The organism is Streptomyces sp. SID5464 (assembly GCF_009862985.1).
GTDB classification, from domain to species: domain Bacteria; phylum Actinomycetota; class Actinomycetes; order Streptomycetales; family Streptomycetaceae; genus Streptomyces; species Streptomyces chartreusis_D.
Map to the genome: position 1 here is coordinate 13,551 of NZ_WWIQ01000030.1, position 24,106 is coordinate 37,656.

Here is a 24,106-nt window from a genome sequence, read left to right on the forward strand (position 1 = left end):
ACGGCGCACAGCCCGCCGAGCAGGAACATGACCAGCGCGCAGAACAACCCGCTGCCCAGCCCGGTCAGCCGGGGGTTGGGGAACCTCGCCGCGGTGGGCGCCGACGCGGGGGCGGGTCGTCGTACCGACGAGGGACGGCGCTGCGGTCCCGGCTGCCGGACCGCTCCCACCGCCCCGCCGCCCGTTCCTCGTCCCGCCTGCGGCGGCAGGTGCGATCGCGGCCGGTCACGTCGCGGTCCGTACTGGGCAGGTCGCGTCCTGTATCGCTCCACCGCACCAACTTAGGTCGTTCAATATGCCGAATAGGCCTTCAGACACGCCGTGGACCGAGGCTTGGCCAAGCGTTCGATACGTCGCCGGGACGGTTCCGGGTACGCCGTAGACTGGTGGATCGGCCGGTCTCCTGGCCCCCTGCCCTCTCCACTCACGGGAAGTCGCAACGTGTCGCTCACGATCGGAATCGTCGGTCTGCCGAATGTCGGCAAGTCGACCCTTTTCAACGCCCTGACCAAGAACGACGTGCTGGCGGCCAACTACCCGTTCGCCACGATCGAGCCCAACGTCGGCGTCGTCGGCGTCCCCGACCCTCGGCTCGGCAAACTGGCCGAGATCTTCAAGTCGGAGCGGATCCTCCCGGCCACGGTCGACTTCGTCGACATCGCGGGCATCGTGCGCGGCGCGTCCGAGGGCGAGGGCCTGGGCAACAAGTTCCTCGCGAACATCCGTGAGTCCGACGCGATCTGCCAGGTCATCCGCGCCTTCAAGGACGAGAACGTCGTGCACGTCGACGGCAAGATCTCGCCCAAGGACGACATCGAGACGATCAACACCGAGCTGATCCTCGCCGACCTCCAGACGGTCGAGAAGGTCCTGCCGCGCCTCCAGAAGGAGTCGCGGATCAAGAAGGACATCCAGCCCAAGGTCAAGGCGGTCGAGGAGGCCAAGGAGATCCTGGAGAAGGGCGACACGCTCTTCGCGCACGGCATCGTCCAGGGCAGTGAGCGCAACGAGCTCCTCCACGACCTGCACCTGCTCACGACCAAGCCCTTCCTCTACGTCTTCAACGTCGACGAGGACGAGCTGGTCGACGAGGAGTTCAAGAACGAGCAGCGCGCCCTGGTGGCCCCCGCCGAGGCGATCTTCCTCAACGCCAAGCTGGAGGCGGACCTCGCCGAGCTCGACGAGGACGAGGCGCTCGAACTCCTCCAGTCCGTCGGCCAGGACGAGCCCGGCCTCGCGACCCTGGCCCACGTCGGCTTCCGCACCCTCGGCCTCCAGACCTACCTGACGGCCGGCCCCAAGGAATCCCGCGCCTGGACCATCAAGAAGGGCGCCACGGCTCCCGAGGCCGCCGGCGTCATCCACACCGACTTCCAGAAGGGCTTCATCAAGGCGGAGGTCATCTCCTTCGACGACCTGGTGGAGTCGGGTTCGGTGGCGGAGGCCCGCGCGAAGGGCAAGGCCCGCATGGAGGGCAAGGACTATGTGATGCAGGACGGGGATGTCGTGGAGTTCCGCTTCAACGTATGACCTCCCCCGCGTCGCCTGCCACGGGATGTGAGACGCGGGCGCGCCCAGTGTCGTGGGAAGAGCCGCGCGCGGCCCGTCAGTGAGGTCGGCTGGCGTTGAGTCGGGCGGCCTGGCGCGTCAGGTGGGCGCGTTCGGCGAGGTTGGGTGCCTTGTGGGCCGCCTCGGCGTACAGCCGTGCCGCTGTCGCCAGGTCACCGTCGCGCTCGTGGAGATATGCCGCCACCGCGGCGTAGCGGGGCAGTGAGGCGTCCAGCGCCGTGAGCGCCGCCAGGCCGGCGCGCGGGCCGTCGGCCTCCCCGACGGCGACCGCGCGGTTGAGCCGGACGACCGGGCTGTCGGTCAGGCGCGTGAGCTCGTCGTACCACTCGACGATCTGCACCCAGTCGGTCTCCTCGGCGGTGGGCGCGTCGGCGTGGAGGGCGGCGATGGCGGCCTGGGCCTGGAACTCGCCCAGCTGGTCGCGGGCGAGGGCCGCCTGGAGGATCCCGACGCCCTCCGCGATCAACGCGGTGTCCCACCGGCCGCGGTCCTGCTCGGCGAGCGGCACCAGGCTGCCGTCGGACGCGGTCCGGGCGGCGCGCCGGGCGTGGTGGAGCAGCATGAGGGCGAGCAGCCCCGCCACCTCGGGGTGGTCGATACGGGCCGCGAGCTGCCGGGTGAGCCGGATGGCCTCGGCGGCGAGGTCGACGTCGCCGGAGTAGCCCTCGTTGAAGACGAGGTAGAGAACGCGCAGCACGGTGGCGACGTCGCCGGGCCGGTCGAAGCGCACGCCGGAGACCGTGCGCTTGGCCCGGCTGATGCGCTGCGCCATGGTCGCCTCGGGCACCAGGTAGGCCTCGGCGATCTGCCGGGTGGTCAGCCCGCCGACGGCGCGCAGCGTGAGCGCGACCGCCGATGCCGGGGTCAGCGACGGGTGGGCGCACAGGAAGTAGAGCTGGAGCGTGTCGTCCACCGCGGGCGCCGGTCCGGGTGCCGGCTCCTCCTCGACGCGGTCCTCACGCCGGCGGCGGGCGGCGTCGGCGCGCGTCGCGTCGAGGAACTTGCGCCAGGCCACGGTGATCAGCCAGCCCTTGGCATCGCGCGGTGGGTCGGCCGCCCAGACCCGGAGCGCCTCGACCAGAGCGTCCTGCACGGCGTCCTCGGCCGCCGCGAAGTCGGCTCCGCGGCGGACGAGGACGGTGAGCACGCTCGGCGTGAGGCTCCTGAGCAGGACCTCGTCCATCGGTGACGTCACTCCGTGATGGTGGGCGTCGTGCCGTAGAACGGGCGCACCTCCAGCCACTCGTGGATCGGCTTGCCGCCCGCCCCGGGTGCGGCCGACAGCTCCCCGGCCAGCTCGACGGCGCGCTCGTAGCTGTCGACGTCGATGACCATCCAGCCGGCGATGAGGTCCTTGGTCTCCGCGAACGGTCCGTCGGTGACCGGCGGGCGCCCCTCACCGTCGTAGCGGACCCACGCTCCCTCGGGGGCGAGCGCCTGACCGTCGACGAACTCGCCGGTCTTCTCCAGCCGGGCCGCGAAGTCGTTCATGTACTGCATGTGCGCCGAGATCTCCTCCGGGCTCCACTGGTCCATCGGCACGTCGTTGATCGGAGCCGGGGCGCCGCGGTAGTGCTTCAGCAGCAGGTACTTGGCCATCGTGGTTCTCCTCGATGCTCGTGCGGCCCATTGTGGTCGCGTTCACCCCGGGGACGGAGCCGGACGCGGGTTCTCGACATCGCCGTCAGTTTTTTTTGGCATCAATTCAGGGCCTGCGCGGCGTACAGAGCGCCGACGGCCGTGGCGAGGGTGCCGAGCAGGAGGCGCAGGGCCCGGTCGGGCAGGTGGGGCTGGAGGCGGGCGCCGAGGTAGCCGCCCATGAGGCCGCCCGTGCCGCAGGCGAGGCCGAGCCACCAGTCGGGGGCGACCTCTCCCGAACTCAGGAACGACAGCAGCGCGTAGGCGGTGGCGCCGACGAGCGACGTGGCGAACGTGGCGGCGAGCGCGGCCGGGGCGACGCGGGCGACGGGCAGGCCGCGTCCGACGAGGACCGGGCCGAGCAGGGAGCCGCCGCCGATGCCGTAGACGCCGCCGACCACGCCGACCGCCAGCGCGAGGCCGGTCAGCGTGCGCGGGGCCAACCCGCCCGGGACCAACTCGCCCGGGGGCGGCGGGCGGTGGCGTGCCGGGGCGAGGGCACGCAGGAACAGCCACAGGCCGAGCGGCAGCAGCAGGGCGGCTGCCAGGAGCCGGAAGACGCCCGGGCCGGGGAGGGCGAAGACCCGGACGGTGGCGCCGAGGACCACGCCGGGCAGCGTGCCCAGCACCAGGCGCCGGGCCAGGTCGCCGCGCAGCGCGCCGTCGTGGCGGTAGCGCCACAGGGCTCCGGGTCCGGCCACCACGTTGTACAGCAGGTTGGTCGGAGTGACCGCCGGGTTGGGCACACCGAAGACGCTCAGCTGGACCGGGAGCAGGAACACCGCGCCGGACACTCCGACCGGGGCGGTCACGGTCGCGATCACCAGCCCGGCGGCCAGCCCTCCCCACACCGTCCAGTCCACCGTCGCCCCGCTTCCCCTGGCCCTTCGAGCACCCGGTCAGTATCAGCGGCCCGGAGGGCTACGGGGGTGGCGTGCAACGAGATCTTCACAGGAGGGTCTGACCAGGTCGGCTACTCCCGCCCCGTGACCCGCCGGCAGGCCTCCGCGTACGCCCGTACCAGCGGACGTCGCCCGTCCTCCCGGCGCCAGGCCAGGACGTAGCGGCTGGGCGTCACGCCGCGTACCGGGCGGGCTGTCACACCGCCCAGGGTGAGCAGGGGGACGTTGCCCGCGGCCACCAGGCAGACGCCGAGACCGGCGGTCAGGGCCTCGTACGTCTCCTCCGTGCTCGCGATCTCGGCGCCGATCCGGGGAGGGCGGCCTTGGCGGGCGTCCAGGGCCAGCCAGTAGTCGCGCAGCGGGCCAGTGCTCTCGGGCAGCGCGAGGAACGGCTCGTCGAGCAGGTCCGTGAAGTCGACCTCGGTGCGGTCGGCGAGGGGGTGTGTGTCCGGGAGGGCGACCATGAGCGGTTCCTCGGCGACGACCGTCCACCCGTAGCGCTCCTGGCCGGGCAGGGGCAGCCAGACGAAGGCCACGTCCGCGGCGCCGTCGGCGAGGCCCGCGGTCGGGTCCTCCCAGTTGACCTGCCGCAGCCGGATGACGGTCTCCGGGCGCGCGGCGGTGAAGCGGGAGCGGATCGCGGGCAGCAGGCCGCCCCGCACCGGGCTGGTGCTCATGCCCACGACCAGGGTGCTGCGCTGCGCCGCCCGGGCCGCCTCCACCGCGGCCGCCCCCTCCGCCCAGTCCGCCAGCACCCGCCGGGCGTGCGGCAGCAGTGCCGCACCGGCGTCGGTGAGGGCCACGCCGTGCCGGTCGCGCCGCAGCAGCTCGATGCCCAACTGGCGCTCCAGCGCCCGGATCTGCTTGCTCAGTGCGGGCTGCGACACGTACAGGCGCTCGGCGGCGTGGGTGAAGTGCAGTTCCTCGGCCACCGCCACGAAGTAGCGCAGGTCGCGCACATGAACGTCCAGGGTCATAGCCATTGGTTATCACCAAAAGTCTTGGACCGGGCATCGGGCCGGGCGAGAGGGTGGTCGGCGTAACGACACGAGGTCGTGACGACACGAGACGGGGACCTGTCATGAACAAGGTGTGGCTGATCACGGGTGCGAGCAGCGGTTTCGGGCGGGCGATCGCCGAAGCGGCCCTCGCCGCGGGCGACGTGGTGGTCGGCGCGGCCCGGCGCCCCGAGGCGTTGGACGACCTGGTCGCCGCCCATCCCGACCGGGTGGAGGCACTGCGCCTGGACGTCGCCGACACGGACGCCGCGGAGGCCGCCGTGCGGGACGTCGCGGCGCGGCACGGGCGGATCGACGTCCTGGTCAACAACGCGGGCCGGACGCATGTCGGTGCCTTCGAGGAGACCACCGAGGAGGAGCTGCGGGCGCTGTTCGAGGTGCACGTCTTCGGCCCCGCAGCCCTCACCCGGGCCGTGCTGCCGTACATGCGCGAGCGGCGGTCGGGCGCGATCGTGCAGATGAGCAGCATGGGCGGGCAGTTGTCCTTCGCGGGTTTCTCGGCGTACAGCGCGACGAAGTTCGCCCTGGAGGGCATGTCCGAGGGACTCGCGGACGAGGTCGCGGAGTTCGGCGTCAAGGTGCTGATCGTCGAGCCGGGCGCGTTCCGCACGAGCCTGTTCGAGACCGGGCGGGCCGGTGCCAGTGCCGACAGCGGCGTGTACGGCAAGGTGAGCGAGACCCGTGGCCTGGTCGCCGGCGGCGACGGCACCCAGCCCGGCGACCCGGCCAAGGCCGCCGCCCTCATCCTGGCCGCGCTCGACGCCGACTCCACGCCGCTGCGGCTGCCCCTCGGCGACGACGGCGTCAGCGCGGTCCTCGGCCATCTCGACCAGGTACGCGACGAGGTCCTGGCCTGGGAGAAGCGGTCCCGGGCCATGGGGTTCGACGACTGACCGCCGCGCGCACGTCCCGGAGGGAGGCACCCGCGGTCATCCCGGCGGCCGTGCCTCCCACGGCTGCGCGATGTCCCCGCCGGGCTCCCACCCGTACCGCGCGAGCTGGTCCGCGGCTGCTTCCCGGCCCGCCCTCCGCAGCAGGTCGACCGCGCTGTGGAGGGCGAAGACCGTCCCCGACTCGCCGGCCCGCCGGCACCAGGCGAGCGCCTCGTCGACCTGCCCGGTCCGCTGGAGCAGTTCGGCGCCCTGGCGCAGGGCGCTGATGTCCCCGGCCTCGGCCGCGCGCTCGTACCACTCCAGCGCCTCGTCGGTCCGGCCCGCCTCCTGGGAGAGTTCCGCGGCCCAGCGCAGCGCGAACGTGTCGCCCGTCTCCGCCGCCTGCCGGTAGCGGGCCAGGGCTTCGGCGGGGCGGCCGGTCTCCCTCAGCAGGTCGCCGGCGAGCCACAGGACGAACTCGCATCCGGCCTCGGCCCGGTCCTGAAGCCAGTCGATCGCCTCGTCGGTCCGGTCCGCCTCGCGCAGCACCTTCGCGGCCTGGAGCAGCGCGAACGTGTCGCCGTGCGCCGCGGCCACGGAGTAGGCGCGGACCGCGAGCCGTTTGAGACCGCGCAGCCCCGCCGAGCGCGCGATGTCGACGTGGCTGCCGACGGCGGCGTGGTCGACGAGCGCGTTCCACAGTTGCGGGGGCACGCCGGCGGTCCGGCGGTTGGTGCGGCCCTCCTGTTCCAGGTAGTCGGCGAGGACGTAGTGCGGCTGGGCCGGGTACGGGTCGCCGGGCCGGGGCCGCATCCGGGTGAGGGGGCCGCGGGCGCCGTGGCAGGGTGCGGCCGTGTAGGCCAGTGCCTGCTCCAGCCAGTCCTCGCCGAGCGTGTCCCACTGGCCGTCGGTGAGGTATCCCGGGGCGGCGGCCTCCAGCAGCGCGTGCGGGAGCGCCCGGGCGTGACCGAGCCGCCGCGCGTCCATCGCCGTCTCGATCAGCGCCCGCGCCGCGGAGGGCGCGGCCCGGTAGCGGTCGAGCAGGGAGGGCGCGCCCGCCAGGTACTGGGTGATGTGCCCCTGCTCGGCCTCGGCGGCGGCCCGGGCCAGCCTGGGGTCACCGCCGGCGGCGAGCCGCAGCGCTTTGAGGGCCGGGCCGTTGAAAGTGTCCGGCACCGGTACGACGGCGCCGCTGAGCAGGACCCGGGCCTGCGGGTGGGCATCGGCGACGCCGGGCTGGGGGGTGCCGGTGAGAGTGGCCCAGTACTCGGGCCACATCGTGCCGAGGACGAGCACCGGGGCCCGGTCCGGCTCGGCGAGCAGGTCACGCAGTCCGGCGGCGACGCGCTCCCCGACGGAGTCGGTGGGCGTCAGCAGGTAGTGCTGCATCTCGTTGAGCCACACCACCGTCCGCGGAGCCACCGCGGCCAGGTCCGCCAGCAGCGCCTGCGGGCGGTCGGGGGCGATCGGGTGCCACAGCCGCCAGCCGGCCGGAAGCTCCTGCACGGCCTCCCAGCAGGCCCGCGTCTTGCCGCAGGAGGAGCCGCCGACCAGCACGACCATGCCGCTGACGCCGTCGGCGGCCTGCTGGACCACCTCGCGCAGCCGGGTGTCGTGTACGCGCTCTACGTAGGCCGGGAGCAGGGGCAGTGTCTCGCCCCTGCCGTTGTCCCACGGCCCGGCGGCCGGGGGGACTTCGATCGCCCGGTGGACCTCCAGCGAGAAGGGGTCGGCGAGTTCGCCGATGGGCCGCCCGGGAGCGGTCCGGCCCTCGGGGCCGGGCAGTGGCTCGGGGCCGTGGTCACCCAAGCCGGGAACCGGCGGTGGCGACGGCGGCGTCCTCTCCTGCGACGGCGTCTCGGGCGCGCGGTCGGCCGCCATCAGTGCGGACCACTGGCGTGGCATCGGGGGCGGCAGTCGGCCCAGCGGGCCAGGATCCGGGCCACCGCGAGCAGGTGGTCGAGGTTCCGCGGTGCGTGCTTGCGGTTGAACCAGTCGCTGATCGTCTTGACCGAAACGCCGGACTCCTCGGCCAGTCTGCTCCGTACGAGGCGGAGTTCACGGTCGGCGAGACGTGCCTCGGCCCGCCTGCGTAACCGGTCGAGCTCCTCGAGCACCAGCGACGCCACTCCACCTCCTCGGCACCTGTCGGCTTTCCGGTTCGGAATTCCGAAAGGCCGCGTCGACCTTCAGGTTACGCAGTCGGATTCCGAACTGTTCCGAGTTGGCTGGGAGTTGTCACCCCACCGAGCGTGAACTGGTGCGCGTACGCCCCCGGAGCACGACGGCAGGAGCAGCAGATGGAGCCCGACCGCACCCGCACGCGCACTCGCACGCGCACCGGCTCGCGCACCCGTGACCGGCGCCGCCTCGGCCGGGCCGTCATGTTCAGCGCGGTGCGCGGCGCGGCGGCCGCGCTGGGCTCCGGCGCCGTCAGCGCGCTTCTGTGGTGGTGGCAGCGGTAGGACTGCGCCTTGCAGGGCCCTTGTGCAATTCCTGTGGAGGCCTCAATCTTTCGGCTGACGCACAGGAGTCACCCAAGGTTGACATGACCATGACTTCAGGGTGGCTTCGGCGGGCGTGCACCACACCCCACAGCGCACCACCGATTGAGGAGGACCCCTCAGATGGCAGTGATGCGTACTCCCCACAGGCCCACCCGGCGAAGACTGGCCGCGCTCGGCGCGACGGCCACCGCGGCGCTCGTCGCGAGCCTCGTCTCGGCCCTCCCCGCCGGCGCGGCCCCGGCCGCGTCCGAAGGGCGCATCCAGTACGAGGACGCGGCCGGCGCCGTCGCCGACAGCTACATCGTGACGCTGAAGACGCAGAAGGCCGGTTCCGCCGCGGGCCGGGCCCTCGCGCACAAGTACGGCGCCGACATCGAGCGCACGTACACCAAGGCCCTGAACGGCTACGAGATCGAGGCCTCCGAGGCCGAGGCGGAACGCCTCGCCGCCGACCCGGCCGTCGCCTCCGTGGTCCAGAACAGGACGTTCGGCATCACCGGGACCCAGCCCAGCCCGCCGTCCTGGGGCCTGGACCGCATCGACCAGAAAAACCTCCCGCTGAACAGCTCCTACACCTACCCCGATTCGGCCGGGGAGGGCGTCACGGCGTACGTCATCGACACCGGTGTCCGCATCACGCACAGCGACTTCGGCGGCCGCGCCTCCTACGGCTACGACGCCGTCGACAACGACAACACCGCCCAGGACGGCCACGGCCACGGCACACACGTCGCCGGCACGGTCGCAGGCGGTGCCTACGGCGTCGCCAAGAAGGCCAGGGTCGTCGGTGTCCGGGTGCTGAACAACTCCGGCCAGGGCACCACCGCCCAGGTCGTCGCGGGCATCGACTGGGTCGCGCGGAACGCGGTCAAGCCGGCCGTCGCCAACATGTCACTCGGCGGCCCCGCCGACACGGCCATCGACACGGCCGTACGCAACGCCGTCACCGCCGGCGTCACCTTCGTGGTCGCCGCCGGCAACGAGTCCACCAACGCCTCCACCCGGTCCCCGGCCCGCGTCACCGAGGCCGTCACGGTCGGCGCCACGACGTCGAGCGACGCGAAGGCGAGCTACTCCAACTACGGTGCCGTCCTGGACCTGTTCGCACCCGGCTCGTCCATCACCTCGGCCTGGAACACGGGCGACTCGGCGACCAACACCATCTCCGGTACGTCGATGGCCAGCCCGCACGTCGCCGGAGCCGCCGCCCTGTACCTGGCCGACAACCCCACGGCGACCCCCGCGCAGGTCTCCGCCGCGCTGACGGCCGCCGCCACCACCGGCGTCGTCACCAGCCCCGGCAGCGGCTCGCCCAACCGGCTCCTCAACGTCGGCGGCGGTACGACCACCCCGCCCGGACCGCGCTTCGAGAACACCACCGACCAGGCCATCGCCGACAACGCCACAGCCGAGTCCCCGGTGACCGTCTCCGGCGTCTCCGGCAACGCGCCCTCGGCCCTGGCCGTCGAGGTCCACATCGTCCACACGTACATCGGCGACCTCCAGGTCCAGCTGATCGCCCCCGACGGCACGGCGTACACGCTGAAGTCGTACGGCACCGGCGGCAGTGCGGACGACATCGACACCACGTACTCCGTGAACGCCTCCGCGGAGGCCGCCAACGGCACGTGGAAGCTGCGCGTGAGCGACAACGCCCGCTTCGACACCGGTCGGATCGACGCCTGGGCGCTCCAGTTCTGACCTCGTTCCGTGACGGGCCGTCAGTCTCCTGACGTGCCCGGTACGCAGACGTCCTCGTCCTCCGGGAAGGGCCTCGGGTCGGTGACCCAGCCCGCCGCGAGGACGAGGCTCGTCTCGCGGTGCACGGCGAGAAGGCCGAAGGGGCGGTCGATAACCGCCATCACCCTGACCGCCTCGTGCGGCGGCTCCTCCGGCGACCGGCCCTGGTAGATGGCACTCATCGTGGTCACCGCGGCCGCCTTGAAGCCCTCCGCGCTGAAGGTGGCCGTCATGACCTGCCGCGCGGAGCACAGGACGAGCGGCGCGGGGCTCACGCCCTGGAAGGGGAGGGGGCCCGGGGTGTCACCGGTCGCCGTGGTCAGGCCGAAGAGGGCGCTCGACGCCAGCAGGTCGTGCTCCGAGCGCAGGGTGAACTCCACGGTGAACAGGGTCAGGGACGGCGGCTCGGGAAGGTGGGTGCGCCGCTTGTGGACGGACAGGCCCGGACCGGCGGCACCCTCCGGGAGGCGGCTTCCCGGTACCGCGTCGAGCGTGCCCGCCAGCAGGTCCGTCCCGGCCGCCAGCACCTCTCCCGGCCCCATCTGCTCCGTGCCGAGCAACAGATGGACGTCGACTGCCCTGTCCCCGCGCACGACCACCCGCGTGACGGCTCCCGGGCCGGTCCGGGCCACCGAGACGCTGTCGATGTCCGGAACCTCCCGCACCAGCCCGGCAGAGCCGTAACGGCCCAGCCAGCCGCCGAAATCGCCCTTGAACGGCACCTCCCAGTCCGCCCGCAGCTCCAGCGCACTCGCCAGCACCAGAGACGTGTCCGGCCGCAGTGCCGCCGGCAGGCGTTCGATCAGCCCGCCCGTCCGCCGCGCGGCCCACGTGTCCAGGGCGCGTCCGTCCGCCTCCGGTTCGCCCGTGAGCACTCCGTGCGCCCCCACCGGAAGCCGCGCCGCCCATTCCTCCCGCAGCTCCACGGTCCGTTCGGTCCACAACCCCAGTGCGGATTCCAGGCCGTCCACCTCCGCCAGCACCGCGAGCAACTCCCGCCCGGCCGCGCCCGCCCGGTCCGCCGGCAGGCCGAGTGCCTCCGTCAGCTCCTCGCGCGCCCGGCCCGTCGCGCCGGCCGCGAGGAGGGCCAGCAGCGGCCAGACCCCGGCCGCCGAGAACACCGTGCTCTCGCGGATCCCCGATGCCCAGCGTGCCGTGAGGCGGTTCGCCGCCCGTACCGATGTCTCGATCGTCTGCATTCCGCCCCGTCACACGGCCGCTTACGATGCGCCCAGCGGTACGTTCCGCACGGCCGCTCTCTCCCACCACGCCAGCCAGGAGCACCGTACCCGTGTCGATACCCCCGCCCCCCGGGAACCAGCAGCCCCGGGACCCGTACGGCCCGCAGCCTGCCAACTGGCCCCAGGGAGCCCAGGGGCACAGCCCCTGTGGCCCCTACGGCCCCACCGGCCGCCCGTACGGCGCGCCGGTCTCCGTCAACGCGCTCGCCGTCGCCGCGCTCGTCCTCGGGGTGCTCTGTTTCCTGCCCGCCGCGGGACTCGTGCTGGGGCTGATCGCGCTGCGGCAGATCAGGCGGAACGGCCAGAGCGGCCGGGGGCTGGCGATCGCCGGGGCCGTGCTGTCGTCCGTCGGGGTGGCGCTGTGGGCGGTGACGCTGTCCACGGGTGTGCTGTCCGACGCCTGGGAGGGGTTCAAGGACGGTGCGCAGGGCAACGAGAGCCTGTTGCTGAAGAAGGGCGACTGCTTCGACGCGCCCGGCGGTCTGGAGGGCGACACCTACGACGTCGACCCGGTGTCCTGCGAGGGCGGGCACGACGGCGAGGTGTTCGCGGTCGTGACACTGCCGGGCGGCGCCTTCCCGGGCGACGCCGAGCTCACGGACATCGCCGACGAGCGGTGCTACGCGCTCCAGGACCAGTACGCCATGGACTCCTGGGCGATGCCGGCCGACGTCGACGTGTACTACCTCCTGCCGACCCGGGACAGCTGGCGTTACGGCGACCGCGCGGTCACCTGCGTCTTCGGCAACATCGACGCGAAGGACCAGCTGACCGGCTCCCTGCGCGGGGACCACACCATGCTCGACACCGACCAGGTCGTCTTCCTGTCCGCGGCCAACGCCGTCGACGCGGCGCTGTACGAGGAGCCCGAAAAGACCCCGGAGGACGATCTCGCCGGCCACCGGGCCTGGGCCACCCAGGTGCACGACGTGCTCGGCGAGCAGATCGGGGCACTGCGCGGGCACCCCTGGCCGTCCGCCGCCCGGCAGCCGGTCGCCCGCCTGGTGAAGGACCTGGAGGACGCCCGGGAGGAGTGGGCGAGGGCGAGCCAGGCGGACGACGCGGAGTCGTACTACGCGCACCACGACAAGGCCTACGAGTACGTCGACGGCCCGGCGACCGTCACCGCGCGCAAGGCGCTCGGGCTCGCGGCGACGCCGCCCTCCCCGGACGGGACCGAGGGCGGTGACTCCGAAGCCCAGGTGTGACGGCGGCTATAGCGGGGAGAAAGTGCCTGCGTAAAGCCCCCGGTGCCACCTTGTCATCACATCGAGTGATTCTCTGGCCTTTGCTTGCATGGCACAACCCACGGTTGCCACGCTGTTGCTGTCTGTACAACCTGATGGGAGCGGCCAGTGACATTCGGTGAGCAGCCGGCGTACCTGCGCGTCGCGGGTGATCTCCGCAAGAAGATCGTCGACGGTCAGCTGCCACCGCACACCCGCCTCCCCTCCCAGGCCAGAATCCGCCAGGAGTACGGCGTCTCGGACACCGTCGCGCTGGAGGCCCGCAAGGTGCTCATGGCGGAGGGCCTGGTCGAGGGCCGCTCCGGCTCGGGTACCTACGTGCGCGAGCGGCCCGTGCCCCGGCGCATCGCCCGCTCCGGATACCGCCCGACCGGCGGGGCCACGCCGTTCCGTCAGGAGCAGGCCGACGGCGAGGGGCGCGGCACCTGGGAGTCCAGCAGCGAGCAGTCCGAGGCCAGCGTCGCGGTCGCCGAGCGGCTGGGCATCGAACCGGGCGAGCGCGTGATGTGCACGAAGTACCTCTTCCGCGAGGGTGGCGAGGCGATGATGCTCTCCACTTCCTGGGAGCCGCTCGCCGTCACGGGCCGTACGCCGGTGATGCTGCCGGAGGAGGGGCCGCTCGGCGGCATGGGTGTCGTCGAGCGCATGCGCGCGATCGACGTGATCGTGGACAACGTCACCGAGGAGGTCGGCGCCCGCCCCGGCCTCGCCGAGGAGCTCCTCGTCCTCGGGGGCGTCCCCGGTCATGTCGTCCTGGTCATCCAGCGCACGTTCTACGCCTCCGGCCGCCCGGTCGAGACGGCCGACGTGGTCATCCCGGCCGATCGGTACCGGGTCGCCTACCACCTTCCGGTCAAGTAGCGAACGCTCACTTCAGCCACGCGGCGCGCTCCCCGCGCGCCCCGCTCACCCGATCACCGCGGAAGCCGTCCCCGGCCGGGGTGGTCCGTGCCGCTGAGCCGGCCCTGGTTCTCGCAGGTCGGTGACGGCGCATGCGGTATGCCTCCGACCGGGTGCGTCGAGGCGCGCGGACGGCGCGTTCGTTGCCGTGCGCCCCCTGTGTTCTGGCCGGTTGCGTACCTCTTCGTGAAAAGCCGTATTCGCTGCGTGAAGGTTAGGCGTAGGCTCGGGCATATGCGCATTGCGGTTTCCTTATCGGGTGGGGCACGGCACAGGCCGCGGGTGGGAAGTGGAGGGGCGCGATGAACGACAGCACGATCACTCTTCCCTGGCTCGTGATACGAGAGGACGACAACGGCAACCGCTACCGGGTGGGCCGGTACGCGACCCGGGCCGAGGCCCAGAGGATCGCGGACAGCCTCGACGACCGCGGTCACAAGCGGCTGTACTGGGTCGAGCGGCTGGGTCAGCACGGGCCGGGAGGGGCGCACGACTGACCTCTGGTGTGCCTGGGCTCCGGGCCGGTGTCCGGCCGCGCTCCCGTAGGCTCCCCGCATGAGTGAGCGGATCGTCGTCGTGGGCGCCGCGCTGGTCGACGACGGGCGGCTGCTGGCCGCCCGGCGCAGCGCGCCCGTCGAGTTGGCCGGGCGCTGGGAGCTGCCCGGCGGCAAGGTCGAGCCGGGCGAGACGGCCGACACGGCGCTCGTGCGGGAGCTGCGCGAGGAACTCGGCGTCGATGCCGAGGCCGGCGGGCGGGTCCCGGGGGAGTGGCCGCTGAAGTCGCCGTACGTGCTGCACGTGTGGACCGCGCGACTGCGGCCCGGCTCCGCCGCCCCCAAGCCCCTTGAGGACCACGACGAACTGCGCTGGCTCGGCCCCGACGAGATCTGGGACGTGGACTGGCTCGACCAGGACGTGCCCGCGGTACGGCAGACGCTCGCGCATCTGGGACCTCTCGGCGGCCCCCGTCGGGGAGAAGCGCCCGGCGCCTGAGGCCAACCGGGGGCGTGCGAGGCCCGAAGGCGTCCGTGCGGGCGCCCCGTACGCCTTTCGTGCCACCGTGCGCTCCGCCACGCGGTACTCCGCCCCTGATATCGGGTATGTGCCCATTAACCCCATGAAACCGGACATGGGTGGGCCCGATGCCGGGGAAGTGATCGGCGTGATCGACACCGAAGGTGACCGCGCCGAGTGGACCTTTCCCGCCGAGCCGGGCGCCGTGCGCACCGCCCGCCAGGCCGTCCGCGGGCAACTCCGCGGCTGGGGCCTCGACAGCCTCGCCGACCTCACGGCGTTGTTGGTCAGCGAGTTGGTCACCAACGCCCTGCGGCACGCCACGGGCCCCATAGGCGTCCGCCTGGTCCGTCCCTCCGAACTGAACGCCGTCCTCCTGGTGGAGGTCTCCGACCCGCTCCCGGACCCGCCCCGCGAGCGCGCCGCCAGGCCCGAGGACGAGAGCGGCCGGGGGCTGTACCTGGTGGCCTCCTCCTGTCGCCGCTGGGGCACCCGGTCCGGCGGCGTGGGCAAGACCGTGTGGTTCGAACTCGCCGTTCCGGAGTGAAAAATCGGTGTACGTCCGCCCCGCCGCTGTAGAGCGAATGGTTCAGGCCAGTGGCGGTTGCCGACGGACGGGATTCGACGACGTGTCCCCTGGTTAGAAGAGTGGAAGTGTTCTCACGGTCCGGTCCAAAAACCATCGGGACCGTGCTGTGATCGTGAACACCGTGTTGTGCGGCACCGTAGTGCTGGATACTGCGGGCAGCCGCCCCCGGTGACCGGTGCCGGACGCGGTGAGCTGGAGGGGACGGTTCGCGTGAGCGAGATACCAGCGAAGGCCACGGAGTCCGAGGACCCGTCGGAGGGCGCGAGGGCGATGGCCGCGGACGGCCTGGCTTCCGCGGTGGGAGGTGCGCTCGCGGCCGACGGGGTGCAGCCCGGGGACGCCATGTGGCAGAGCAGTCCCCCCGGATCCATCTACGACTACATCAAGGTCGCGTCCTTCTCCATCGGCCCCGACGGGCTCGTCGACCAGTGGAGCCTGCGCGCCGAGCACCTCTTCGGCATCCCCGCCGAACGCGCGGTCGGCATGGACCCCATCGAGACGTTCATCGACCCGCGCCTGCGCGAGCGGGGCATGCGCAAGATGGCCGAGATCCTCGACGGCCGCGAGTGGACCGGCGTGGTGCCCTTCCGGATGCCGAAGGGCACCGAGGGGGAGTGCGGGCAGGAGGGGCTCGCCGAGGTGTACGTCATGCCGACGCGCACCGAGGACGGCGAGAAGGCCGCCGTCTGCATCGTCGTCGACGTGCGCACGCTGCGCAGCATCGAGACCGACCTCGCCGCCTCGCAGGCCATTTTCAGTCAATCCCCGTTCGGTTTCCTGCTGATCGACTCCGACCTGCGGGTCCGCCGCGTCAACCAGCGGTTCGCGTCCATCTTCGGCGGCTCGCCCGACGACCACCGCGGCAAGGGAGTCCACGACTACCTGCAGCGCGGCGAGGCCGAGCGGGTCGCCGCCACGCTGCGCCGCGTGCTGGAAACCGGCAGCTCCATCACCGACATGCACGTCACGGGCTTCGTGCCGGGCTCCGACGAGCGCCGCCACTGGTCCGTCAACCTCTACCGCGTGCACAGCGGTTCGGGCCGGCCCATCGGGGTCGCCTGGCTCGGGATCGACATCACCGCCCGCCGCGCCGCCGCCCGCGAGGCCGCCGCCGCCCGCCGCAACCTCGCCCTGCTGAACGAGGCCGGCGCCCGCATCGGCAACTCCCTCGACCTGGAGACCACGGCCCGGCAGCTCCTCGACGTCGTCGTGCCCGGCTTCTGCGACCTGGCCACCGTCGACCTCTACCAGGGCCTGCTGGTCGGCGACGAAACCCCGCCCGGACTCGCCGACGGCAGCGGCGAGCTGCGCCGGGTGGCCTTCGCCAGTGCCGTCTCCGACGCGCCCTTCGCCGGCACCGGCGTGCCCGTCGCCGTCGGCGCCGTCCACCACTACCCGTTCAACTCGCCCTGCGCGGACGCCCTGCGCACGGCCCGCCCGCAGACCGTCCCCGGCGAGGACGGCGGGCTCGTGCAGTCCACGCTCGCCGTCCCGATGGTCGCCCACGACACCGTCGTCGGGCTCGTGCAGTTCGCCCGTACGAAGGGCAGCGAGCCGTTCGGCGACCGCGACCGGGACCTGGCCGTCGAACTCGCCGCCCGTGCCGCGGTCTGCATCGACAACGCCCGCCTCTACCGGCGCGAGCACGAACGCGCGTTGATACTGCAGCGGTCCCTGCTCCCGCCCGGCGACCCGGAGGCCTCGGGCCTCGACATCGCCTGCCGCTACCTGCCCGGCAACGCCAACACCGGCCGGCCCAGCGAGGTCGGCGGCGACTGGTTCGACGTCATAGAACTCCCCGGGCACCGCACCGCGCTGGTCGTCGGCGACGTCATGGGCCGTGGCCTGCGCGCGGCCGTCGCCATGGGTGAACTCCGCACGGCCGTGCGCACGCTGGCGCAGCTCGACCTGGAACCCGCCGAGGTGCTCTCCCAGTTGGACGAGATCGCCCGCGGCCTCGGTGCCCCCGGAGGCGTCCAGCAGGCGACCCGGGCGGCCCGCCGCCCCCGCGAGGCGGACCTGTCGGAGGTGTACCTCGCCACCTGTGTCTACGCCGTCTACGACTCCGTCACCCGGCGCTGCACCTTCGCCAACGCGGGCCATCTGCCGCCCGTCCTGGTCGAGCCGGGCGAGTCGGCCCTGATGCTCGACGTGCCGCCGGGCCTGCCGCTCGGCGTCGGCGGTGAGCCCTTCGAGGAAGTCGAGGTCGAACTGCCCGAAGGCGCCCTGCTCGCGCTCTACACGGATGGACTGGTCGAAAGCCGCGATCACCCCCTCGACGAGGGCCTCCAGGCGTTCGTCAGCACCCTCTCCGATCCCACCCAGCCCCTGGAGGACGTGTGCGACCACGTCCTCAACACCCTCGACACCCATCACGGCGAGGACGACATCGCGTTGCTGATGGCACGTGTACAGGGACTGCCCACCGAGTCCGTCGGCGACTGGACCCTGCCGCGCGAGCCGCGCAGCGTGGGCCGGGCCCGCGAGTACGCGCGCGCCCAGCTGCTCAGCTGGGACATGGAACCGCTGGTCGACACCACGGAGCTCCTGGTCAGCGAACTCGTCACCAACGCCCTGCGCTACGGCGAGGGCGAGATCCGTCTGCGTCTGCTGCTGGACCGCACCCTGGTCTGCGAGGTCTGGGACTCAGGCCTGGTCCAGCCCCGCCGCCGCCGGGCCCGCGACACCGACGAGGGCGGCCGGGGCCTCCAGCTGGTCGGCCTCCTGAGCGCCGCGTGGGGCTCCCGTCGCACGCCCAGGGGCAAGACGGTGTGGTTCGAACTGCCCCTGCCGGGTGGCGAAACGAGCCTGACGGACCCGGCGGAGGCGCTGCTGAGCCTGTTCTAGCCGGGTCTGTGAGCCGCAGTCGTCACGGCCGGGCTCGCCGGGCCTGCCGGGGCCGGCGGGCTCGTAGGCTCACCTCCATGCCCGACATCACGGCGACCCGACTGGCCACGGACCCCGCCGCCTCGACCCCCGTGCTCACGCTCCGCTCCTGGACCGCCGAGGACGCCGCCCGGCTCGTCGAACTGCACCGGGACCCCGCGCTGCGCCGCTGGCTCCGGACCCACCTGGACGACGAGGCGGACGCCGCGCGATGGCTGGCTGAACAGCGGCGGGCATGGGAGGCGGGGACCCGCTTCGCGTTCGCCGTCGAACAGCCCGGGGCGCCCGGACTCGAGGGCCCCTTGGTGGGACACGTGGTCCTCACCCGGCGCACCCCGGACGCCGCGACCGCCGAAATCGGTTACTGGACCGCCGCGCACGCCCGCGGCCTGGGGGTGGCACCACGCTCCCTGCGCGCACTGACCGAATGGGCCTTCCGCACCCTCGCCCCAGACGGCCTGACACGGCTGGAACTGCGGCACCAGGTGGACAACACGGCATCGTGCCGGGTCGCGGAGAAGAGCGGCTACCCGCTCTCCGGACTGCTCCCGGCAGCACCGCCCGCGTGGCCCCGGACCGGTCATCTCCATGCACGACAGGCGCCGTCCGCGTCCTGCCCCGAGCTTTCTGAACTCAGCTCTCATGAGTGACCTGTACGCCGTGGACCTGGCCCTCGACCTGTCGCCGACCGTGCCGGAGGCCGTACTCGCGCACCTCCGGCGGCACATGGAGGGAGACAGCGCGGACGACGGCAACGGCGAGGCGGAGTGGCCGGACTTCGTCCCCCTGCTCGCGGACCGGGGCCCGGCGTGGCGCATCGGGGGACTACTGACCGGCCAGCTCTTCCAGACCGCCGACCACTGGTCCCTGACGGCCCGCCAGGAGATCCACGCGGAGTGCCTCCCCGACCTGGTCGCACTGGTGGAGATGCTCGCCTTCAACGCGAAGACCGACGGGGTCATCGGCCAAGTGCGGTTCTACGAGGACGAGATCCCCGAACTCCTCATCAACAGGTCGGGGACGCTGGTCAAGATGCCGCTGCGGGAAGCGAACCCGAGCAGCATCCCGCTGGGATGCTGCCTTGTCTGCGACTCAACCCACGCGGGGTGCGGGACGTCTTACAGCTGATCGGTAAGATCTGGCCCTCGCCCGTCCATCACGACCGGCTCATCGACTCCGTATCCGGCAGCCCTGCCGAAGTTCGTCGGCTCACCGGGCTCAGGCGCAACTCCCAGCAGCGCCTCTAGTTCCCTCAGTGCAGCAGCGAGCCGTGGGGCATTCTGCCGGTGTACTTCCGGGTGAGGCTCCCCACGGAAGTCGAAAGGGCCCCAGATGTCGTGGAAGACGGAAACCTCGGCAGATAGACCGAGGTGTTCCGGAGAGACCGTCAATTCGACGAGTCGGTGTTCACGGCGCGGCGTACCTTGTGCATGAAAGACTTCTTCGGCGTCGATGGGTCCCGTGAGCTGCAATCGCGTCATCGCGGGGGCGCCGCCCGCCCCGGGGATGAACCATGGCCATTCCACGTGGTGTGGCTCCAGCAAGTCATGCTTGCGCAGCACGGCTGTCATTCTCGCGGCGGTCACCAGTGCCGAGCGCAGTCCGGGCGGAGCGTAGTCCTCCAGATCCCAGAACCAAGACGCGCATTCACGCGGTGCGCGCATGAGCATGGGCATTGACTAGTCCTTACGGGTATGTGGGGCCGTTGGCTGGGACAGTGATCGAGCCGTCCTCGAATCGCAGCACAAAGGTGGCCTCGGTCAGCTTTGCGCGGGAAGCGGCTTGGCGCCACGCCCTTGCAGCTCCGTTGCATGCTCCATCGCCATGTACACAGCCGGTGTCATGTCACTGTTCTTGCTGGCCTGCTTGCATTGGGATAGGAGGTCGTCATATCCAGGAAGCCCAGCCAAATTTCCGTCACTGATGTAGTCCGCGGTGTGGGCTCCCGCGGTAGTATTCGATCTCGCCGATCCATGCATACCCCAAAAGTGCCTTGGGCAGATACTTGGACTCGACTCCCACAGTGATGCCCTGGTCACGTGCGAGGCATGCCATGGCCAGTGGGCCGAGGGCGACGAGACCGTCGGCGCTGGTGGCGCGGTCCAGGTCAGCAGTCCAGTACGCCTTGTGCCACCGCAGGGCATCGGCCAGGGCCTTGTTGAACTCCGCAGGGTCGCGGCGGATGACGCGGTAGAGCAGAATCATTGGCGGATACAGGATCTTCGACATCAGATCCGCGTCGGCGTACCGCAGCGCTTCCGGGCCGGTGCCGTCGACTGCCGCAATCAGCTTGTCGCCCACGTCCGGGCGGCCCAGCCAGAAGCTCTGCAGCGCCTCCACCCAGGAATAGATGTACTCGTCGAACACCGCGCCGGACTCGCGCAGGAAGGAGATGGGCACCTCGGCCAGCCGGTGCAGGCGGTCATTGTCACGGCAGATCATCGCGAGGTAGAAGGCAGTGACCCACGTTCCTGCGTTCAGGTAGGACTCGGGGCCGGTCGCGGGGAGCGTCTGCTCCTGCTCCTTGATCCGGCATGTGATGCTGGCGCCCTCGGGGGCGGTTGCCGCGGCAAAGAGCGCGGACCCGGTCTGCATGGCCGTGACCCAAGCCTCCCAGATCTCGAACCTGACGGCCTGGGGGTCCACCGCACAGCGCTGCTGCGCCAGAGTGAGCGCCGTGCTCAGTGCCTGAGGGCGCAGGACGGGTGATTCAGCGAACTCGGCGAGGATCCAGTTTGTGGTCTCGCCGAGGGCGTCGAGAGTGTCCGGCACGTCGTCCGTTGGCTACTCGTGGCGGGGAACGGTCGTGACCACTGACGCTCTCCTCCAGTCGGACTTGTTGCTGATCAGGGAACGGGAGGGCCGCGCCCCTGGGGCAGTTGCACGGTGCCGTCGGGGAGCTGACCGTGCGCTCGGGCAGGGGGCCACATGCTTGGCGGAGCGAGGTGCCGATGTTGCCGACGCCCTTGAGCCTCCGTACTGGAGCTCCTGCGCCTGCACCCCGAGGGTGACGGCGCCGGCGACGAGGGCTCCACGGAGTTCGTTCCCCTGTCGGCGTGTCCGGCCACCCATCCAAATCAGGTGGGAAACTCACCACACCAGTTGCGGCTGATCAGTACGGCCGGCAGGTACTCGGACTCCACCTCGACGGGGAGGCCCGCGTCGTGGGCGAAGCAGGCCATGGCGAGCGGGGCCAGGGCGACGAGACCCGAGGCCTGGAAGGCGCGGTCCTCCTCGCTCCAGTACTGCTTGTGCAGTTCGAGTGCCCGGGCCAGCGCCTGGTTGAAGGTCTCGGGGTCCTTCCGGATGAAGCGGTGGAAGACCTCCATCGGCGGATACAGCAGCTTGCCCACCGTCTCCGGGTCCGCGACGGTCTCCGGCTCGGTGCCGTCGACCGCGGCGACGAGCTTCGGACCCAGGTCCGGGCCACCGCGCCAGTACGTCTGGAGGGTGTCGATCCAGGCGTAGTGATACTCCTCGAACTGCCCGCCGTTCTCCCGCAGAAGGGACAGCGGGACCTGGCACAGAGCGGTGATCCGGTCCCTCTCACGACAGATCACGGCCAGGTAGAACGCGGAAAGCCAGCTGCCGGGATTCACGTACCACTGCGGACCGGTGGCCTGCAGAGTGCGGTCCTCGTGTGCGATGCGGCACTGCACCTGGTCGTCCGTCGTGGTCGCCGCCGCGAAGACCGCGGAGCCGACCTGCATGGCCGTGACCCAGGCGTCCCACGAGGGGAACTCCGCCGCCCGGGGATCGATCAGGCAACGCGACTGAGCCAGGGTGAGCGTGACGCGCTGGGCGTCGCCCAGCCTCGTGGAGCGTTCCTCCAGCCCGTCGATCAGCTGCCGAGCGTTCTCCTGGAGCACAGCGAGACCCTCTTCCACGTTCCCCGTGGGCAACGGAGGGCGGGAAATGATCGACACCAACGCGTCTCTCCTTAGAAGATCTTGAAGTGCTTGAGCTCGGCCCCAGCATACGTACCCGTGTTTTCAGTGGCCTGGACGAGGACGTACCGCAAGGACTTGTTCTCGATCGCCGTCCGAATCTGCGAGGCGTACTTCGCATCGTTCGGCGAGAAGATCGCACGCTCTTCCATATCGGCCAAAATGGTGCGAACGTACTCGATGGTCCCCTGCTTCACCATCGTGCCGCTGTCCTGCAGCCCGTTGCCCTGGCGCCAGTCCAGCCTCGCGTTGGGGGCCTTGGCCTCCACGATGATGAGGTTGCCGTCCTTGTCCTGCCACAGCTGGTCGAATCTCTTCGAGCCGTTGGGAGTTTCGGGAAGATCAGTGATCTCCCTGGCTCCCTCGAACTCCTTCTGGGCGAGCATGTGCCGACGGGCCGCCTCCTCGCCGAGCGCTTCCCCGAGCTTGCTGTTGTTGGAAACGCCTTCACCGACGGTGCTCTTGAAGCGCTCCTGCGCTTCGAGAAGTGCTTTCGCCGTGTCATCGGTCGGGTCGGCCTTGTACGCCTTCTCGGCGTTCGTCAGCTCCGTGCCCGCCATGCGCCGGGCCGAGACGTCGTCGAGATGACTCAGATTCTCGTGCGGCACCGTATCCCGACCCCTTTCCATGGGAGTCAGGTGGAACCGCTCGGGGTTCGCGTACGGCATCGCATCGGCGGCCATCCAGCCGCCACCCGGCTTCTCGACCAGCTTGGGCAGCAGCTGACCGTCGACCATCTCCTCGGCATTGTTGCGCTTGCCGGGGCCCCACTTGTCGTAGTGCTCGGCGCGCCAGACCGGGTCCTCGTTGGCCAGTCGGACGTGTTCGCGGGCGATCGCAGCCCGCTCCTGGGGCGTGCGGTCGTCCGCGGGCTTCTCACGGGCCGCCTCGTACTCCGCGCGGTGCCGCGCCGCGTCGTCCGCGTGCTGAGCCGCCCCGCCGGCGGCGTCGTCCGCCCCACCCGTGATGTCGTCCGCTCCGCGGGCCGCGTCGTCCGCGCCCCGGCCCAGGTCGTCCAGGCCTCCGGGCAGGCCGCTGCCCGTCGCCGGCGGCTCGTGGTGACCGCCTCCCGGGCCGTCGCCGTGCGTGCCGTTCGTGCCCGGGCCGTCCGCGTGACCGGCGGTGGAGGGCGTCTCCGAGCGGCCGGCGCCCGTTGCCGGGGTGCCGTCGGTGCTGCCGTGGCGCCCGTTGCCCAGCTCGTTCGTGGGCATGTGGTCGCCCACACGGCCGCCCGGCGTGTGGCCCGCCGTGCCGCCGGGTAGGTGGTCGCCCACCGTGCCGCCGGGGAGGTCGCCTCCGGCGTGGACGGCCGGGGTGGCCCCGTCGTCGCCGGTTCGGCCGATGCCGCCGAGCCCATCGTCGAGGCTGTTGCCCAGGCGGATGTGCTGGCCGGCGCCTTCCGCGGTGTGGGCTCCCGCGGTGACCAGGGCCGGCTGCTGGGCGGGGGAGTCCACGCGGGGCGTGTCCGCACCGGAAGCAGGCGAGCCCGTGTCGGGCAAGTGGGGCTGGTCGACGACGTCGCCGGGGCCGTCGGCGGACTTCTGCAGGACGTTGCCGTGCTCGTCGAGGATGTTGCCGTCCGGGTCGTAGTAGCGGGCCGGGGCGCCGTCCTCGGTGGGGAGTTTCGTGGTGCCCTCGGGCAGGACCGGGGCGTCGTCGGGCAGCCGGACGTTGCCGTCGGGCAGTTTCGTCGCGCCGTCGGGGATCGCCGCGCCTTCGGGCAGGTGCACCGTGCCGTCGGGGAGCCTTACCGTGCCTTCGGGCAGCGTGACCGCGTTCTCGGGCAGGGCCGGGATGTCGATGTTTCCGACGCCCTTGAGGCCCTTGGTGATGTCGCCGATCTTCGACAGACCGGCGCCCGCGCCCTTGGCGATGTAGGTCATCGGGTCGATGACCCGGCCGGCCTTGCCCGCCACGGACAGGGCCTTGGCGACCGCGCCCGCCTTGCCCGCACCCGAGGCGGCCGCACCGGCGCCGCCGGTGAAGACCGTGGTCAGCACGTTGAAGGTGACGGCTCCGGCCGCGCGGGCGGGGT

Annotated in this window: 23 protein-coding genes and 1 pseudogene; 12 read left to right on the forward strand and 12 right to left on the reverse strand. The window is 71.7% G+C overall.

The annotated features are described in order from the left end of the window. Positions 1 to 272, reverse strand: a pseudogene (locus tag GTY47_RS41010) (hypothetical protein); the annotation flags it as partial. 169 nt (positions 273 to 441) lie between these two features. Here GTY47_RS41010 and ychF point away from each other — a divergent pair. Next, positions 442 to 1,530, forward strand: coding sequence for a redox-regulated ATPase YchF (ychF, locus tag GTY47_RS19195; protein ID WP_010049068.1), 1,089 nt, complete (start codon positions 442 to 444; stop codon positions 1,528 to 1,530). Between the two features lie 76 nt (positions 1,531 to 1,606). On the opposite strand, the gene GTY47_RS19200 is transcribed toward ychF, so the two are convergent. The 4 genes from GTY47_RS19200 to GTY47_RS19215 form a co-directional block, all read right to left on the reverse strand. Continuing rightward, positions 1,607 to 2,752: a DUF6596 domain-containing protein gene (locus GTY47_RS19200; RefSeq protein WP_010049069.1), complete on the reverse strand. Its 1,146-nt coding sequence runs from the start codon at positions 2,750 to 2,752 to the stop codon at positions 1,607 to 1,609. Between the two features lie 8 nt (positions 2,753 to 2,760). Continuing rightward, a complete protein-coding gene (locus tag GTY47_RS19205; RefSeq protein WP_010049071.1) occupies positions 2,761 to 3,168 on the reverse strand; it encodes a YciI family protein in 408 nt (135 codons plus the stop codon). A 101-nt stretch (positions 3,169 to 3,269) separates the two neighbouring features. Further along, entirely contained in the window at positions 3,270 to 4,070 is an 801-nt protein-coding gene (locus GTY47_RS19210; protein ID WP_010049072.1) for a sulfite exporter TauE/SafE family protein, read from the reverse strand. A 110-nt stretch (positions 4,071 to 4,180) separates the two neighbouring features. After that, positions 4,181 to 5,092 (reverse strand): LysR family transcriptional regulator, encoded by a 912-nt coding sequence (locus GTY47_RS19215; protein ID WP_078603018.1) that lies wholly within the window; start codon positions 5,090 to 5,092, stop codon positions 4,181 to 4,183. Positions 5,093 to 5,190: 98 nt separating this feature from the next. On the opposite strand from GTY47_RS19215, the gene GTY47_RS19220 reads away from it, so the two are divergent. After that, positions 5,191 to 6,021, forward strand: a complete 831-nt coding sequence (locus GTY47_RS19220; RefSeq protein WP_010049074.1) for an oxidoreductase — start codon at positions 5,191 to 5,193, stop codon at positions 6,019 to 6,021. A 36-nt stretch (positions 6,022 to 6,057) separates the two neighbouring features. Here GTY47_RS19220 and GTY47_RS19225 read toward each other — a convergent pair whose 3' ends face one another. Continuing rightward, on the reverse strand, positions 6,058 to 7,809 hold the full coding sequence (locus tag GTY47_RS19225) for a tetratricopeptide repeat protein (protein ID WP_050810355.1): 1,752 nt from the start codon (positions 7,807 to 7,809) through the stop codon (positions 6,058 to 6,060). Positions 7,810 to 7,880: 71 nt separating this feature from the next. Further along, positions 7,881 to 8,129 (reverse strand): helix-turn-helix transcriptional regulator, encoded by a 249-nt coding sequence (locus tag GTY47_RS19230; RefSeq protein ID WP_010049077.1) that lies wholly within the window; start codon positions 8,127 to 8,129, stop codon positions 7,881 to 7,883. Positions 8,130 to 8,300: 171 nt separating this feature from the next. Here GTY47_RS19230 and GTY47_RS19235 point away from each other — a divergent pair, with 171 nt between their 5' ends. Together GTY47_RS19235 and GTY47_RS19240 are read left to right on the forward strand one after the other, a co-directional pair. Beyond that, a complete protein-coding gene (locus GTY47_RS19235; protein WP_158688495.1) occupies positions 8,301 to 8,465 on the forward strand; it encodes a hypothetical protein in 165 nt (54 codons plus the stop codon). 162 nt (positions 8,466 to 8,627) lie between these two features. Next, positions 8,628 to 10,208 carry a S8 family serine peptidase gene (locus tag GTY47_RS19240; protein ID WP_010049078.1) on the forward strand — a complete coding sequence of 527 codons (1,581 nt, stop codon included), beginning with the start codon at positions 8,628 to 8,630 and terminating at the stop codon, positions 10,206 to 10,208. 20 nt (positions 10,209 to 10,228) lie between these two features. Here GTY47_RS19240 and GTY47_RS19245 read toward each other — a convergent pair whose 3' ends face one another. Next, positions 10,229 to 11,446, reverse strand: coding sequence for a serpin family protein (locus GTY47_RS19245; protein WP_010049080.1), 1,218 nt, complete (start codon positions 11,444 to 11,446; stop codon positions 10,229 to 10,231). Positions 11,447 to 11,538: 92 nt separating this feature from the next. Here GTY47_RS19245 and GTY47_RS19250 point away from each other — a divergent pair, with 92 nt between their 5' ends. From GTY47_RS19250 to GTY47_RS19285, 8 genes are all read left to right on the forward strand, one after another. After that, the gene (locus GTY47_RS19250; RefSeq protein WP_010049082.1) at positions 11,539 to 12,696 is read left to right on the forward strand and encodes a DUF4190 domain-containing protein; all 1,158 of its coding nucleotides are present in this window, start codon (positions 11,539 to 11,541) and stop codon (positions 12,694 to 12,696) included. 147 nt (positions 12,697 to 12,843) lie between these two features. Next, positions 12,844 to 13,596 carry a GntR family transcriptional regulator gene (locus tag GTY47_RS19255; RefSeq protein ID WP_010049083.1) on the forward strand — a complete coding sequence of 251 codons (753 nt, stop codon included), beginning with the start codon at positions 12,844 to 12,846 and terminating at the stop codon, positions 13,594 to 13,596. A 341-nt stretch (positions 13,597 to 13,937) separates the two neighbouring features. Continuing rightward, positions 13,938 to 14,132 (forward strand): SPOR domain-containing protein, encoded by a 195-nt coding sequence (locus GTY47_RS19260; RefSeq protein WP_010049085.1) that lies wholly within the window; start codon positions 13,938 to 13,940, stop codon positions 14,130 to 14,132. Positions 14,133 to 14,190: 58 nt separating this feature from the next. Then, complete coding sequence (locus GTY47_RS19265) at positions 14,191 to 14,628, forward strand: (deoxy)nucleoside triphosphate pyrophosphohydrolase (protein ID WP_010049087.1); 438 nt, start codon at positions 14,191 to 14,193, stop codon at positions 14,626 to 14,628. A 136-nt stretch (positions 14,629 to 14,764) separates the two neighbouring features. Continuing rightward, complete coding sequence (locus GTY47_RS19270) at positions 14,765 to 15,196, forward strand: ATP-binding protein (protein ID WP_040904518.1); 432 nt, start codon at positions 14,765 to 14,767, stop codon at positions 15,194 to 15,196. Positions 15,197 to 15,448: 252 nt separating this feature from the next. Further along, positions 15,449 to 18,085 carry a SpoIIE family protein phosphatase gene (locus GTY47_RS19275; protein WP_010049090.1) on the forward strand — a complete coding sequence of 879 codons (2,637 nt, stop codon included), beginning with the start codon at positions 15,449 to 15,451 and terminating at the stop codon, positions 18,083 to 18,085. 77 nt (positions 18,086 to 18,162) lie between these two features. After that, positions 18,163 to 18,774, forward strand: a complete 612-nt coding sequence (locus GTY47_RS19280; RefSeq protein ID WP_010049091.1) for a GNAT family N-acetyltransferase — start codon at positions 18,163 to 18,165, stop codon at positions 18,772 to 18,774. Next, complete coding sequence (locus tag GTY47_RS19285) at positions 18,767 to 19,252, forward strand: hypothetical protein (RefSeq protein ID WP_010049093.1); 486 nt, start codon at positions 18,767 to 18,769, stop codon at positions 19,250 to 19,252. The genes GTY47_RS19280 and GTY47_RS19285 overlap by 8 nt, the downstream gene beginning before the upstream one ends. Here GTY47_RS19285 and GTY47_RS19290 read toward each other — a convergent pair. From GTY47_RS19290 to GTY47_RS19305, 4 genes are all read right to left on the reverse strand, one after another. Beyond that, positions 19,243 to 19,800 carry a hypothetical protein gene (locus GTY47_RS19290; protein ID WP_231911121.1) on the reverse strand — a complete coding sequence of 186 codons (558 nt, stop codon included), beginning with the start codon at positions 19,798 to 19,800 and terminating at the stop codon, positions 19,243 to 19,245. The genes GTY47_RS19285 and GTY47_RS19290 overlap by 10 nt on opposite strands. A 241-nt stretch (positions 19,801 to 20,041) precedes the next feature. After that, positions 20,042 to 20,896, reverse strand: a complete 855-nt coding sequence (locus GTY47_RS19295) for an immunity 49 family protein (protein WP_010049095.1) — start codon at positions 20,894 to 20,896, stop codon at positions 20,042 to 20,044. A gap of 305 nt (positions 20,897 to 21,201) precedes the next feature. Then, the gene (locus tag GTY47_RS19300) at positions 21,202 to 21,993 is read right to left on the reverse strand and encodes an immunity 49 family protein (protein ID WP_010049097.1); all 792 of its coding nucleotides are present in this window, start codon (positions 21,991 to 21,993) and stop codon (positions 21,202 to 21,204) included. A 71-nt stretch (positions 21,994 to 22,064) separates the two neighbouring features. Further along, positions 22,065 to 24,106, reverse strand: a 2,042-nt coding sequence (locus tag GTY47_RS19305; RefSeq protein WP_010049099.1) for a hypothetical protein, incomplete at its 5' end; no start/stop codon positions are given.

Bases quoted from the DNA above. Each gene is read 5' to 3' on its own strand.
- GTY47_RS19290 (WP_231911121.1), bottom strand. From the start codon at position 19,800: ATGCCCATGCTCATGCGCGCACCGCGTGAATGCGCGTCTTGGTTCTGG.
- GTY47_RS19240 (WP_010049078.1), top strand. From the start codon at position 8,628: ATGGCAGTGATGCGTACTCCCCACAGGCCCACCCGGCGAAGACTGGCC.
- GTY47_RS19200 (WP_010049069.1), bottom strand. From the start codon at position 2,752: ATGGACGAGGTCCTGCTCAGGAGCCTCACGCCGAGCGTGCTCACCGTC.
- GTY47_RS19235 (WP_158688495.1), top strand. From the start codon at position 8,301: ATGGAGCCCGACCGCACCCGCACGCGCACTCGCACGCGCACCGGCTCG.
- GTY47_RS19215 (WP_078603018.1), bottom strand. From the start codon at position 5,092: ATGGCTATGACCCTGGACGTTCATGTGCGCGACCTGCGCTACTTCGTG.
- GTY47_RS19260 (WP_010049085.1), top strand. From the start codon at position 13,938: ATGAACGACAGCACGATCACTCTTCCCTGGCTCGTGATACGAGAGGAC.
- GTY47_RS19220 (WP_010049074.1), top strand. From the start codon at position 5,191: ATGAACAAGGTGTGGCTGATCACGGGTGCGAGCAGCGGTTTCGGGCGG.
- GTY47_RS19205 (WP_010049071.1), bottom strand. From the start codon at position 3,168: ATGGCCAAGTACCTGCTGCTGAAGCACTACCGCGGCGCCCCGGCTCCG.
- GTY47_RS19245 (WP_010049080.1), bottom strand. From the start codon at position 11,446: ATGCAGACGATCGAGACATCGGTACGGGCGGCGAACCGCCTCACGGCA.
- GTY47_RS19285 (WP_010049093.1), top strand. From the start codon at position 18,767: ATGAGTGACCTGTACGCCGTGGACCTGGCCCTCGACCTGTCGCCGACC.
- GTY47_RS19265 (WP_010049087.1), top strand. From the start codon at position 14,191: ATGAGTGAGCGGATCGTCGTCGTGGGCGCCGCGCTGGTCGACGACGGG.
- GTY47_RS19280 (WP_010049091.1), top strand. From the start codon at position 18,163: ATGCCCGACATCACGGCGACCCGACTGGCCACGGACCCCGCCGCCTCG.
- GTY47_RS19270 (WP_040904518.1), top strand. From the start codon at position 14,765: ATGGGTGGGCCCGATGCCGGGGAAGTGATCGGCGTGATCGACACCGAA.